This is a genomic window from Burkholderia sp. HI4860 (assembly GCF_002223045.2).
GTDB lineage: Bacteria > Pseudomonadota > Gammaproteobacteria > Burkholderiales > Burkholderiaceae > Burkholderia.
Genome location: NZ_NKFO02000003.1, coordinates 3487495 through 3500259 on the forward strand (window position 1 = coordinate 3487495; position 12765 = coordinate 3500259).

General features: G+C 67.9%; 13 protein-coding genes. 9 read left to right on the forward strand and 4 right to left on the reverse strand.

Annotation, left to right across the window (positions count from 1 at the left end; all coding sequences use genetic code 11):
- Nucleotides 1–18 precede the first annotated feature (18 nt).
- Nucleotides 19–276 (forward strand): molybdopterin converting factor subunit 1, encoded by a 258-nt coding sequence (gene moaD, locus CFB34_RS31620; RefSeq protein ID WP_011352296.1) that lies wholly within the window; start codon nt 19–21, stop codon nt 274–276.
- A 10-nt stretch (nt 277–286) separates the two neighbouring features.
- Nucleotides 287–763 carry a molybdenum cofactor biosynthesis protein MoaE gene (locus CFB34_RS31625; protein ID WP_089440256.1) on the forward strand — a complete coding sequence of 159 codons (477 nt, stop codon included), beginning with the start codon at nt 287–289 and terminating at the stop codon, nt 761–763.
- Nucleotides 764–841: 78 nt separating this feature from the next.
- On the opposite strand, the gene CFB34_RS31630 is transcribed toward CFB34_RS31625, so the two are convergent.
- On the reverse strand, nt 842–1402 hold the full coding sequence (locus CFB34_RS31630) for a group III truncated hemoglobin (RefSeq protein ID WP_089440255.1): 561 nt from the start codon (nt 1400–1402) through the stop codon (nt 842–844).
- Between the two features lie 248 nt (nt 1403–1650).
- On the opposite strand from CFB34_RS31630, the gene CFB34_RS31635 reads away from it, so the two are divergent.
- Nucleotides 1651–2166 carry an Rrf2 family transcriptional regulator gene (locus tag CFB34_RS31635; RefSeq protein WP_089440254.1) on the forward strand — a complete coding sequence of 172 codons (516 nt, stop codon included), beginning with the start codon at nt 1651–1653 and terminating at the stop codon, nt 2164–2166.
- 157 nt (nt 2167–2323) lie between these two features.
- On the forward strand, nt 2324–4921 hold the full coding sequence (gene clpB / locus CFB34_RS31640; protein ID WP_089440253.1) for an ATP-dependent chaperone ClpB: 2598 nt from the start codon (nt 2324–2326) through the stop codon (nt 4919–4921).
- Between the two features lie 103 nt (nt 4922–5024).
- Here the strand turns inward: clpB and CFB34_RS31645 are convergent, their stop codons facing one another.
- A complete protein-coding gene (locus CFB34_RS31645) occupies nt 5025–5462 on the reverse strand; it encodes a YidB family protein (RefSeq protein ID WP_089440252.1) in 438 nt (145 codons plus the stop codon).
- An 88-nt stretch (nt 5463–5550) separates the two neighbouring features.
- Nucleotides 5551–6159 (reverse strand): helix-hairpin-helix domain-containing protein, encoded by a 609-nt coding sequence (locus tag CFB34_RS31650; RefSeq protein WP_089440251.1) that lies wholly within the window; start codon nt 6157–6159, stop codon nt 5551–5553.
- Nucleotides 6160–6445: 286 nt separating this feature from the next.
- Between CFB34_RS31650 and CFB34_RS31655 the strand changes: the two genes are divergently transcribed.
- Both CFB34_RS31655 and CFB34_RS31660 read left to right on the forward strand, forming a co-directional pair.
- Nucleotides 6446–6907: a MerR family transcriptional regulator gene (locus CFB34_RS31655; RefSeq protein WP_089440250.1), complete on the forward strand. Its 462-nt coding sequence runs from the start codon at nt 6446–6448 to the stop codon at nt 6905–6907.
- Nucleotides 6891–7325: a carboxymuconolactone decarboxylase family protein gene (locus CFB34_RS31660; RefSeq protein ID WP_089440249.1), complete on the forward strand. Its 435-nt coding sequence runs from the start codon at nt 6891–6893 to the stop codon at nt 7323–7325. Before CFB34_RS31655 ends, CFB34_RS31660 begins: the two co-directional genes overlap by 17 nt.
- Nucleotides 7326–7344: 19 nt before the next feature.
- Here the strand turns inward: CFB34_RS31660 and CFB34_RS31665 are convergent, their stop codons facing one another.
- Entirely contained in the window at nt 7345–9261 is a 1917-nt protein-coding gene (locus CFB34_RS31665; protein ID WP_089440248.1) for a sigma-54-dependent Fis family transcriptional regulator, read from the reverse strand.
- 530 nt (nt 9262–9791) lie between these two features.
- Between CFB34_RS31665 and CFB34_RS31670 the strand changes: the two genes are divergently transcribed.
- From CFB34_RS31670 to CFB34_RS31680, 3 genes are all read left to right on the forward strand, one after another.
- The gene (locus CFB34_RS31670; RefSeq protein ID WP_089440247.1) at nt 9792–10850 is read left to right on the forward strand and encodes an NAD(+)/NADH kinase; all 1059 of its coding nucleotides are present in this window, start codon (nt 9792–9794) and stop codon (nt 10848–10850) included.
- 59 nt (nt 10851–10909) lie between these two features.
- Nucleotides 10910–11686, forward strand: coding sequence for an SDR family NAD(P)-dependent oxidoreductase (locus CFB34_RS31675; protein ID WP_089440246.1), 777 nt, complete (start codon nt 10910–10912; stop codon nt 11684–11686).
- A gap of 77 nt (nt 11687–11763) precedes the next feature.
- Entirely contained in the window at nt 11764–12747 is a 984-nt protein-coding gene (locus CFB34_RS31680; RefSeq protein ID WP_089440245.1) for a thiamine pyrophosphate-dependent dehydrogenase E1 component subunit alpha, read from the forward strand.
- Nucleotides 12748–12765: the final 18 nt, after the last annotated feature.

Genomic DNA, 12765 nt, shown 5'->3' on the forward strand with positions numbered 1-12765 from the left:
GCGACGGCTTCCCGAACCATGAAGATTCAACTGAAATTTTTTGCAAGCGTACGCGAGGCATTGGGCGTTGCCGACGAGCAGGCCGACGTGCCGGACAGCGTCACGACCGTGGGCGACGTGCGCGCGTGGCTGCGCGTGCGCGGCGGGGCATGGGCCGAGACGCTCGCCGAAGGGCGCGCGCTGCGCATGGCGTGCAACCACGAGATGACCGATCCCGACACGCGGCTCACCGAAGGCTGCGAAGTCGCGTTCTTTCCGCCGGTCACGGGCGGTTGAGGCGCTGGCGATGGCAACGGTACGAATCCAGACCGACGACTTCGACCTGAACGTCGAGGTCGCGGCATTGCGCGCACGCAACCCGAAGATCGGCGCGCTCGCGTGCTTCGTCGGCACGGTGCGCGACCTGAACGAAGGCGATTCGGTGGCCGCGATGGCGCTCGAGCACTATCCGGGGATGACCGAGAAGGCGCTCGAGAAGATTGCCGCCGAGGCCGGCCGGCGCTGGCCGGGCATCGATGTCGCGATCGTGCACCGCGTCGGCACGCTCCTGCCGCTCGACCAGATCGTGATGGTCGCAACGGTCGCATCGCACCGCGGCGACGCGTTCGCGTCGTGCGAGTTCGTGATGGACTACCTGAAGACCGAAGCGCCGTTCTGGAAGAAGGAAACGACGCCGGATGGCGAGCGCTGGGTCGATGCGCGCAGCACCGACGATGCCGCGCTCGCGCGCTGGGGCATCGAATCGGGCAATACGCGGCGCTGAGCGTGGCGCCACGGTAATGCGGCGCGATGCCGCATGCGCGCGAAGCCTCGCGCGCGCCGGCGGCCCGCCGGTGGCCCGTTACGCGTCCGGATCGCTGCTGCGCCCGATGATCTTCGTCGGAAACGGCTCGCCGCGGGCGCGCGACGGCAGCGCGTGCGGATCGTCACCTGCATCGCGACGGCGCGGCGCGATCGCGTCGAGCAGCGCCTGCTGCTCGGGCGGAATATGATAGTCCCAGCCGAACCGGCTCAACTGGAGGCTCTGGGCGATCCGCAGTGCCGGCTCCATGAAGCGGATCGCCGCGGGCGGCGCGTAGCGCGCCTCGACGGTCTTCAGGAACAGCGACAGCCAGCGGCTGAAATGGGCGGGCTCGATCCCGTCGAGCGGCTGGTGCGCCTGCTGCACGTTGCCGCGATAGCCCTTGGTGCCGAGCACGAGGCTCGACCAGAACGTGACCATCTTCGGCAGGTGGTCGTCCCAGCGGCCGGCCAGCTTTGCGTCGAACACGGGCCCCAGCAGCGGATCGGCGCGTACGCGGTCGTAGAACGCGTAGACGAGATCGCGAATGTTCCCTTCGGTCGGCTCGGTGTCGCGAGGGCGGGCCGGGGCGGTATCGGGCGAGGCGGGCAGGACGGTCATGGCAAAAGGGCCGGCAGAAATAGGCAACGACAGGGGCGGCGCGGGCATCGAGTAGGACGCCGACCGAATTTTGACGCAAAATAGCGTCCAACACCCCTGAAAAACGTGCAAGTGTCACGCATCTTATTGCGCGCACGCCATCCCGGCAACCCGGGGCCGCGGAGCAGGGTCGCCAACCGGCCTCGTGCGCATCCCGGTCGGCCCGGCTCACGTAATCGGGGTACGATCGATTTTTTCCGTATTCGCCCATGAGACTCACCGACTACACCGACTATTCGCTGCGCGTGATGCTGTACCTTGCCGTGCGCGGCGAGGGGCTCGCTACGATCCAGGAGATCTCGGACGCCTACGGCATCTCGAAGAACCATCTGATGAAAGTCGTGCAGCAGCTCGGCGAGCTGGGGTGGGTCGACACCGTCCGCGGTCGCAATGGCGGGCTGCGGCTGTTCCCCGAATCGTTGCAACTGACCGTCGGCCAGGTCGTGCGTGCGACCGAGAGCGATTTCGCGCTGGTCGGCTGCTTCTCGGCCGACGACGAATCGCGCGGCTGCGTGATCGAGCCGCATTGCCGGTTGAAGGGCGTGCTGGCGGCCGCGCGCGACGCGTTTTTCGCCGAACTCGACCGTCACACGCTCGGCGCACTGATCGAGCCCGCGTCGCCGCTCGCCGCGTTGCTCGGCATTCATTCGGTCGTGCGCCTGCATGCCGAGCCTTTACCGGAAGACGCACCGGCGTCCGTCGAGCCGCCGTCGACGGCGCGCTGAGACGCGCTCGCCGCGCGTCTCGATCCGGCCGTGGCCCGTCCCGGGGCCGCTTCAAGGATATCCATCGATTTTTGCGCTGAATCAACCCGAATTTCGCTTGAAAGCCGCATAACCATCCTCATCTTGGTGTTAATCGAAAATTGGAGGTCTCGACTAAATGAGAATCGACAAGCTCACCACCAAGTTCCAGGAAGCACTCGCGGACGCGCAAAGCCTCGCGGCAGGCCGCGACAATCAATACATCGAACCCGTTCACGTTCTCGCGGCGCTGGTCGCGCAGCAGGACGGTTCCGCCCGCTCGCTGATGTCGCGCGCGGGTGTTCACATTCAGGCGCTGCAAGGCGCGCTGAACGAGGCCATCTCGCGCCTGCCGCAAGTGACGGGCACGGGCGGCGACATCCAGATCGGCCGTGAACTGGCCGGGCTGCTGAACCAGGCCGACAAGGAAGCGCAGAAGCTCAACGACACGTTCATCGCGAGCGAGATGTTCCTGCTCGCCGTGTCCGACGACAAGGGCGACGCCGGCAAGCTCGCCCGCCAGCACGGCCTCACGCGCAAGGCGCTGGAAGCCGCGATCGCCGCCGTGCGCGGCGGCTCGCAGGTGCACAGCCAGGACGCGGAAAGCCAGCGCGAGGCGCTGAAGAAATACACGGTCGACCTGACCGAGCGCGCCCGTGCGGGCAAGCTCGATCCGGTGATCGGCCGCGACGACGAAATCCGCCGTTCGATCCAGATCCTGCAGCGCCGCACCAAGAACAACCCGGTGCTGATCGGCGAGCCGGGCGTCGGCAAGACGGCGATCGTCGAAGGGCTCGCACAGCGGATCGTCAACGGCGAAGTGCCCGAGACGCTGAAGGGCAAGCGCGTGCTGTCGCTCGACATGGCCGCACTGCTCGCCGGCGCGAAATATCGCGGCGAATTCGAGGAGCGCCTGAAGGCGGTGCTCAACGACATCGCGAAGGACGAAGGCCAGACGATCGTCTTCATCGACGAAATCCACACGATGGTCGGCGCAGGCAAGGCCGAAGGCGCGATGGATGCGGGCAACATGCTGAAGCCGGCGCTGTCGCGCGGTGAGCTGCACTGCATCGGCGCGACCACGCTCGACGAATACCGCAAGTACATCGAGAAGGATGCCGCGCTCGAGCGCCGCTTCCAGAAGGTGCTCGTCGACGAGCCGAGCGTCGAGGCGACGATCGCGATCCTGCGCGGGCTGCAGGAGAAGTACGAACTGCACCACGGTGTCGACATCACCGACCCGGCGATCGTCGCCGCGGCCGAGCTGTCGCATCGCTACATCACCGACCGTTTCCTGCCGGACAAGGCCATCGACCTGATCGACGAAGCCGCTTCGAAGATCAAGATGGAAATCGATTCGAAGCCCGAAGAGATGGACAAGCTCGATCGTCGCCTGATCCAGCTGAAGATCGAACGCGAAGCCGTTAAGAAGGAGCAGGACGAAGCGTCGCAGAAGCGCCTGCAGCTGATCGAGGAAGAGATCGAGCGTCTCGGCCGCGAGTACGCGGACCTCGAGGAAATCTGGACCGCCGAGAAGGCCGCGGTGCAGGGTAGCGCGCAGTTGAAGGAAGAGATCGAGAAGGTGCGGGCGGACATCGCGCGGCTGCAGCGTGACGGCAAGCTGGAGAAGGTGGCCGAGCTGCAGTACGGCAAGCTGCCGCAGCTCGAGGCGCAGCTGAAGCAGGTCACGCAGGCCGAAGAGCAGGAGCAGCACAACCCGACGCGCCCGCGCCTGCTGCGCACGCAGGTCGGCGCCGAGGAAATCGCGGAAGTCGTGTCGCGTTCGACCGGGATTCCGGTGTCGCGGATGATGCAGGGCGAACGCGAGAAGCTGCTGCACATCGAGGAAAAGCTGCATGAGCGCGTGGTCGGCCAGCACGAGGCGATCAGCGCGGTGGCCGACGCGATCCGCCGTTCGCGCGCCGGTCTCGCCGATCCGAACCGTCCGTACGGCTCGTTCCTGTTCCTCGGCCCGACGGGTGTCGGCAAGACCGAGCTGTGCAAGGCGCTGGCGTCGTTCCTGTTCGATTCGGAAGAGCACCTGATCCGCATCGACATGAGCGAGTTCATGGAGAAGCACAGCGTCGCGCGGCTGATCGGCGCGCCGCCGGGCTATGTCGGCTACGAGGAAGGCGGCTACCTGACGGAAGCCGTGCGCCGCAAGCCGTACAGCGTGATCCTGCTCGACGAGATCGAGAAGGCGCATCCGGACGTGTTCAACGTGCTGCTGCAGGTGCTCGACGACGGCCGCATGACGGACGGGCAGGGGCGCACGGTCGACTTCAAGAACACGGTGATCGTGATGACGTCGAACCTCGGCTCGCAGGTCATCCAGGCGATGACGGGTGCGCCGCAGGAAGAGATCAAGGACGCGGTGTGGCTCGAGGTGAAGCAGCATTTCCGCCCCGAGTTCCTGAACCGGATCGACGACGTCGTCGTGTTCCATGCGCTCGACCGCAGCAACATCGAGTCGATCGCGAAGATCCAGCTCGCCCGCCTGCACGACCGGCTCGCGAAGCTCGACATGGCGCTCGACGTGTCGGAAGCGGCGCTCGAACAGATCGGCAAGGTCGGCTACGATCCGCTGTTCGGTGCGCGTCCGCTGAAGCGCGCGATCCAGCAGGAGATCGAGAACCCGGTCGCGAAGCTGATCCTCGCGGGCCGCTTCGGTCCGAAGGACGTGATCCCGGTCGACGTCCAGGACGGCAAGTTCGTGTTCGACCGCGTCGTTCACTGATCGCAGGGCTCCGGCCGCCGCCCGGTTCGCGCCGGGCGCACAAAAACAAACACCCCGCCTCGGCGGGGTGTTTGCTTATGGCGCGTCGCAACGACGCAGCGTGTCAGCCCTGCTTGTTGCCGCCGAACATGCCGGCGATCTGCGACAGCGAGCCGAGCACGTTCGACGGGTCGACCTGTGCCTGGCCGTCGGCCGGCACCGCACCGTCCGGCGTCGCGTGGTTGACGACGTGCGGCAGCACCTGCGCGAGGACGGTCGACGCCGTCGACGGATCGACGCCGAACTTGCTCGCGAGCGCACCGATCGCGTCCGAGCCGAGCACGTTCTGCAGCGTGTCCGGCGAGATCGGCTGGTTCTGGCCGTTGCCGACCCACGAGCCGATGATGTCGCCGGCGCCGCCGGCCTTGAACTTCTCGATGAGGCCGTTCAGGCCGCCCGGCTGGTTGTTGATGAATTCGAGCGCGGTCGTGATCAGCGCGCTTTGCGAGTTGCCGCCGGCCTGGCCGCCGATCAGACCGCCAACGATGTCGAGAAGACCCATGGTTCTTCACCTTTACCGATAAGGGCGCCACACAGTGGGCGCCCGTTGAACGAATGCCGCGCACACGCCGTCGCGCGCGCGGCGCACATCAGGCGCCCGACGCCGCGGCGGCGGAGGCTGCCTTGTCCTTCTTGCCTTTCTTCTTCGAACCCTTCGTCGCTTTTGCCGACGACGCGGCGGCCGGTGCGCTCGCACCCGCATCGGCGGATGCCGCCGCTGCTGCGGCCGCCTTTTCCTTCTTCGTCATGCGCTTGGCCTTGGCCGGCTTCGCCGTATCCGGCGCGCTTGCCGCCGGTGCCGGTGCGGTGGCCGTCGTGCCGGCCGTCGCGGTCGTGGACGTCGACGCCGTGCCTGCCGACGTCGTGGTCGACGTGGTGGCCGATGTCGTCGCGGCCGGCTTCGACAGCTTCACGCCCTTCGGCGGCGTCGACGCGCCGCCGATCGTCAGGCCGTTTTCCTCGAGATGCCCGACCGACTTCGTGCCGAGGCCCTTGACGCGGTTTGCGAGATCGTCCGCGTCCTTGAACGGGCCGTTCTTGGTGCGTTCGTCGATGATCGCCTTCGACTTCACGGGTCCGAGACCCTTCACGGATTCGAGCGCGGCCTGGTCAGCCGTGTTGACTTCGACGGCCGCGGCAACGCCTGCGGCGAGCGACAGCGATAGCGCGACGAACAGCATCAGCAGCTTTTTCAGCATGGCAAAGGCTCCCTGGTTCTGACGGATGAATGGCTGTTGCAACGGACGGCGGCGTGACGCCCGGCCGGACGTCGCCGTTAAGCATAGGACAAATGCGTGCCCTTTTTAAGACAGGCTGACCGAATCTTGCTGAAGGCTTGCGGCGCTGTAAAGACCGAACCCTGCGCCGGGCGGCGGTTTTGACCATTCTTTACGGTGTCGCCGGGGTGTCGCTGACGATCGTTGCACTGGCCGTTCGACAGGGCTTGACTTAGAGTGAACTCTAACTCCTAACCTTGTTGCTGCCATGTCGAACACCGTATCCCAATCTTCCTCCGCCGGCCCGCTGACGATCGGCCAGGTCGCCGAAATGACCGGCTTGTCGACGCATACGCTGCGGTACTACGAGCAGGCCGGCCTGCTGCGCGCGATTTCGCGCACGGCGGCCGGGCACCGGCTCTATGCGCCGGCCGACCTTGACTGGCTGGCCTTCGTGATGCGCCTGAAGGCGACCGGCATGCCGATCGCGCAGATGCAGGCGTTCGCGGCGCTGCGTGCGCAAGGCGAGTCGACCTTCGGTGCGCGGCGCAGCCTGCTCGTCGCACATCGCGACGCAGTGCGCGCGCATATCGCGGAGCTGCAGGCGAGCCTCGACGTGATCAGCGACAAGATCGCGTATTACGAGGCTCAGGAGCGGGATACGGCGCGACGGGCGAAACCTTCTCACTCTCCCTCGGAACAGGACGGACACAATGGAACGACTCGTTGAAGACCGCTACACGCGCGGCTGGAACAAACTGAAGGAAATCGACGGCGAAGTGGGCGAACGCGTGATCGCGGCGCTCGCGCCGATCGCACCGGATTTCGGGCGGCTCCTGGTCGAGTTCGGTTTCGGCGACATCTACAGCCGGCCGCAGCTCGACCTGAAAGCGCGCGAGATCGCGACGATCGCGGCGCTGGCCGCGCTCGGCAATGCGCAGCCGCAACTCAAAGTGCATGTCGAGGCCGCGCTGAACGTCGGCTGCACGCGCGACGAGATCGTCGAGGTGTTCATGCAGATGGCCGTCTACGCGGGTTTTCCGGCCGCGCTCAACGCGCTGTTCGCCGCGCACGAAGTGTTCACGCGGCGCGATGAGGCGGCCGGTAACGCGGCAGATGCGAACGAAGCAGCTATGCAGCCCGCATGACGAAGCACGCGCCCGCGCGTCACGCGCGGTGCGGCGCGACGATCCGGTGCTTCGCAATGCGCCGGTACAGCGTCGCGCGCGAGATGCCGAGCGCCTGCGCGGCCGCGTCGGGCCGCCAGCGATGCGCGGTGAGCGCCGCGACGATGCGGCCGCGTTCGTCGTCGGGCAGCCCGCCGGGCGACGTGCCGCCAAGCTGCGTGGCGATATCGGCCGGCAGATCTCGCCGCGTCACGCGCGCGGCGTCGCACACCGCGCACGCATAGCGCAGCACGTTGCGCAATTGCCGCACGTTGCCGGGCCACGGATACGCGGCGAGTTGTTCGGCGAGCGTCGCATCGAGCGTCAGCACGTGGCCGGTGGCCTGCGCCTCCTCGGCGAACACGGCGGCGATCACGTCGCGCACGTCGGCACGCTCGCGCAGCGGCGGCAGTTCGAACGTCGCGCCGCTCAGCCGGTAGTACAGATCCTCGCGGAACGTGCCCTCGGCCACCATCCGCGCGAGATCGCGGTGCGTCGCGCAAATCACGTCGAGATCGACGCGGACCGGCGTATCGCTGCCGAGCGGCACGACTTCGCCGTCGGCGAGCACGCGCAACAGGCGCGTCTGCAGCGCGAGCGGCATGTCGCCGATTTCATCGAGGAACAGCGTGCCGCCGTCGGCGAGCGCGATCTTGCCGCGCGCGCCGTGCTTGCGTGCGCCGGTGAACGCGCCGGCCGCATAGCCGAACAGTTCGCTCTCGATCAGCGCTTCGGGCAGCGCGCCGCAGTTGACCGCGACGAACGGCCGCGCACGCCGCGCACCGGCATCGTGGATCGCGCGCGCGAATACTTCCTTCCCCGCACCGGTTTCGCCGAGCACGAGAATCGGCAGCCGCTTGCTTGCGACACGCAGCGCGAGTTCGGCCTGCTGCGCGATATGCGCGTCGCTGCTTTGCAGAAACGGCGCCAGTGCGCCGACGTGGCGTTGCGCGCTTCCCGGGCGGCGCGAGGCCGTGCCGGGCTCCCGGCCGGTGCGCCGTAGCGGCGCACGCAGCCGTGCATAGAGCGGCGCGCCGGTCGCGCGCAGCCGCAGCGCGACGATCGCATCGAGCCGCGCGGCATCGCGCAGCGGCATCTCGGTCGCGTCGAAGATCTCGTCGATATGGCGCGGTTCGCGCAGCGCCGGCAGTGCGTCGCGCGCCTGCCGGTTCGCGGCGACGATGTTGCCGCATTCGTCGAACGCGATCAGCCATTCGGGTTGCGCTTCGACGTAGTGACGATTCGGATGACCGAACAGGATCCAGTGCTGCGCGGTGCTGTGCACGAAGTAGCCGTCCTCGATCAGCGCCGCGCTCTGCCGCACGAGCTGATAGACGAGACGCTGGCTGTCGCGGCCGTCGGGCGAATGAACGGCCGACGCGTCGAGCACGCCGATCAGCTCGCCGCCCGGCGAGAAGATCGGTGCCGCGCTGCAGGTGAGCGTCGTGAACGCCGCACGAAAGTGATCCGTCTTGTGCACGGTGATCGGCGCGAGATCGGTCAGCACGTTCGCGACACCGCAGGTGCCTTCCTCGCTTTCCGACCAGCATGAGCCGATGTGCAGCCCCGCATGACGGAAGTCGTTGCGGCGCTCGCGGTCGATCCGGTAGTCGATCGTCACGCCGTGCGCATCGGTCAGCATCACGCAGTAGTCGGCGACGCGGATCATGTCGTGCAGCCGCGTCAGGCACTGGCCCGACGCGCGCAGGAAGGCCTCTTCCTTGTCGCGTACTTCACGGAGCTCGGCTGCGGTCAGCACGCGCGGGCCGATCGACGAAGCGGGGTCGAGGCTGTAACGCTCCAGCGACCGCTGCCACGACGACACGAGGCGCGTGGAGTCGGCCGGCGCGGGCAGGCGTCCGGCGAGCGCGCCGAGCACGCGGTCGGCGTGCTGGGCCTGGGGGACGGCGTAGGGCATGGTCGGCTCCGGTTCCGTACGGCGGGGATGCGATGTTCTTGTAGCACATCCCGTTCGTCGGATCACATTGCATCGCAGCACGCGGCGGGCCTGAGACGTTCGTCTCACGGTATCGCGAGCTGTCTCGTGTCGTTGAGACGCGTGCGTGTGCGACAGGCGGGGATCGTCCGGTATGACGCGGCCTGCGCGGCGCCGCGCAATGGCGGGGGTTTGCGGGCAGGGCGGTGCGCTTGCACCGGCGTCGCGGCAGCCGTTTCGCCGTATCGACGCGGTGAGACGAGCGGGCCGAATGGCCGCGCACTCCGTCCTTCCAGCAGCGATTGCGGAACACCGGCATCCCCGTCGCTTCAGCATTCACAAGGGTTTTACGTTCATCGTATGTAGGGTGGCACGCCGCTTGCAGAGATCACGGGCAAGTCGGCGCGGTCGCGTCGACGACGATCCGCCGCCCGGCGATGGCAGCGGACGAGACAGGCAGGGCCGCGGCACGCCAACGCGCCGCGGCCGGCCAACTGGATGGAGACGAACCCGTGACGATGCCCGTTACCGTCGGCGTGATCGCGAACCCCGCATCGGGGCGCGACATCCGCCGCCTCACGACGCATGCCTCCGTCTTTCCGACGGCGGAGAAGGCGAACATGATCGTGCGCCTGCTGGCCGGCCTCGGCGCGATGGGCGTCGAGCGCGTGCTGACGCTGCGCGACCGGACGGGCATCGCGACGCTGCTGCTGCGTGCGATCGACACGCACCGTGCGGTCGCGCCGCACGAGCGCTGGCCCGACGTCGAATTCGTCGACCTGCCGATCACCGACACCGTCGCCGATACGCAGGCCGGCGCCGCGTACCTGCACCGGATGGAAGTCGCGCTGATCGTCGTGCTCGGCGGCGACGGCACCCATCGCGCGGTGGCCGCGCACTGTGGCGCGACGCCGCTCGTCGCGCTGTCCACCGGCACCAACAACGCATTTCCCGAACATCGTGAAGCCACGGTCGCCGGCGTCGCGGCAGGACTCGCCGCGACCGGCGCGGTGCCGGCCGACGTCGCGTTCACGCGCAACAAGCGGCTCGTCGTGCGCTGCGTGGCGGGCGCGCAGCCGGGGCGCGAGGAGGTCGCGCTCGTCGACGTGTGCGCCGCGCGGCAGCGCTTCATCGGCGCCCGCGCGATCTCGGGGGCCGACGACATCGATTCGCTGTACCTGACGTTTGCGGAGCCGGACGGGATCGGCCTGTCCGCGCTCGGCGGCGCGTGGGCGCCGCTCGAACGCAGCGCGCCGCACGGGTTGGCGATGCGCTTTGCGGCCGAAGGCATGACCGCCGGCACGCCGCTCGTCGCGCCGATTGCGCCGGGCCGCGTCGACCGCGTCGTGATGCGCAGTTGCGAGCGGCTCGAGCCGGATGCGTGGCAGACGATTCCGTTCGAGCACGGCACGCTCGCGTTCGACGGCGAGCGCGAGATCGAGGTCGCGCGCGGCGATCGCTACGAGATCTCGCTCGACTGGCGCGGGCCGCTGACGGTCGACGTCGGCCGCACGCTGCGCTATGCGTCGTCACGCCAGCTGCTGCGCGATGCCGGCGAGTGGCGCTATTGAGACACCGCTTTACCGAGTGACATTTCGGCATCCATAACGATCGACAAGGAGACATTGCCATGACAGCCCCACTCGAAGGACAGGTCGCCATCGTCACGGGCGGCGCGCGCGGCATCGGCCGCGGCATTGCCCTGACGCTCGCCGGCGCGGGTGCCGACATCCTGCTGGCCGACCTGCTCGACGACGCACTCGACGCCACCGCGCGCCAGGTACGCGCGCTCGGCCGCCGGGCGGCGGTGGCGAAGGTCGACGTCACGCAGGCCGCGCAGGTCGACGCAATGGTTGCGCAGGCGCTCGCGGATCTCGGCCGGCTCGACATCCTCGTGAACTGCGCGGGCGTGATCAGCATTCATCCGGTCGGCGAACTGACCGAGCGCGACTGGGATTTCGTGATGGACGTGAACGCGAAGGGCACGTTCCTCGGCTGCCGGGCGGCGCTCGCGCCGCTGAAGGCGCAGGGCCGCGGCCGGATCATCAACGTCGCGTCGATCGCCGGCAAGGAAGGCTTTCCGAATCTCGCGCATTACAGCGCATCGAAATTCGCGGTCGTCGGCTTCACGAACGCGCTCGCGAAGGAGGTCGCGCGCGACGGCGTGACCGTCAACGCGATCTGCCCCGGCATCGTGCGGACCTACATGTGGGACCGGCTGTCCGACGAATGGAAGACCGACGGCGAATCGGTCGAGGAATCGTGGCAGCGGCACCAACTGACGCTGATTCCGCAGGGTCGCGCGCAGACGCCGGAGGACATGGGCCGGCTTGCGCTGTTCTTCGCGACGATGGACAACGTGACGGGCCAGGCCGTGAACGTCGACGGCGGCTTCACGTTCCACTGACGGCCGCCGGCCGTGCAATCCGTCGCCGCGGCCCGGCCGCGGCGGCATTCGCAGTCAGACCTACCCAGGAGACACACATGACCGCTTCGACACAGCTCAGCAGGGACAAACTGCTGGACGCGTACCGGCTGATGCGCACGATCCGCGAATTCGAGGAGCGCCTGCACGTCGAATTCGCGACCGGCGAGATCCCCGGCTTCGTTCACCTGTATGCGGGCGAGGAGGCGTCCGCGGTCGGCACGATACTGCACCTCGGGCTCGACGACTACGTTGCGACCACGCACCGCGGCCACGGCCATTGCATCGCGAAGGGCGTCGACGTGCACGGGATGATGGCCGAGATCTACGGCAAGAAGACGGGCGTCTGCCACGGCAAGGGCGGTTCGATGCACATCGCCGACCTGTCGATGGGGATGCTCGGCGCGAACGGGATCGTCGGCGCGGGCGGCCCGCTCGTCTGCGGCGCGGCGCTCGCGGCGAAGCACAGGAAGACCGGCGGCGTCGGCGTGTGCTTCTTCGGTGACGGCGCGTCGAACCAGGGCGTGATCTTCGAATCGATGAACCTCGCGTCGGTGTGGCGGCTGCCCGCGATCTTCGTGGCCGAGAACAACGGCTATGCGGAAGCGACGTCGTCGAGCTGGTCGGTCGCGACCGACAACATCGCCGATCGCGCGAACGGGTTCGGGATGCCGGGCGTGATCGTCGACGGTTTCGACTTCTTCGCGGTGCATGAAGCGCTCGGCGAAGCCGTCGAGCGCGCACGCAACGGCGGCGGCCCGACGCTCGTCGAGGTGAAGTTCACGCGCTATTTCGGCCACTTCGAAGGCGATGCGCAAACCTATCGTGCACCGGGTGAGGTGCAGAAGCTGCGCGACGAGAAGGACTGCCTGAAGCATTTCGAAACGCGCGTCGTGCGGGCCGAAGCGCTGACGACCGCCGACCTGCGCGCGGTCGATGCGCAGGTGAAGGCGCTGATCGACGATGCGGTCGCGCAGGCCAAGGCCGCGCCGGTACCCGACGCCGCCGACCTGCTGACCGACGTCTACGTGTCGTACCCGTGAGCGCGGCCTGATACCGCG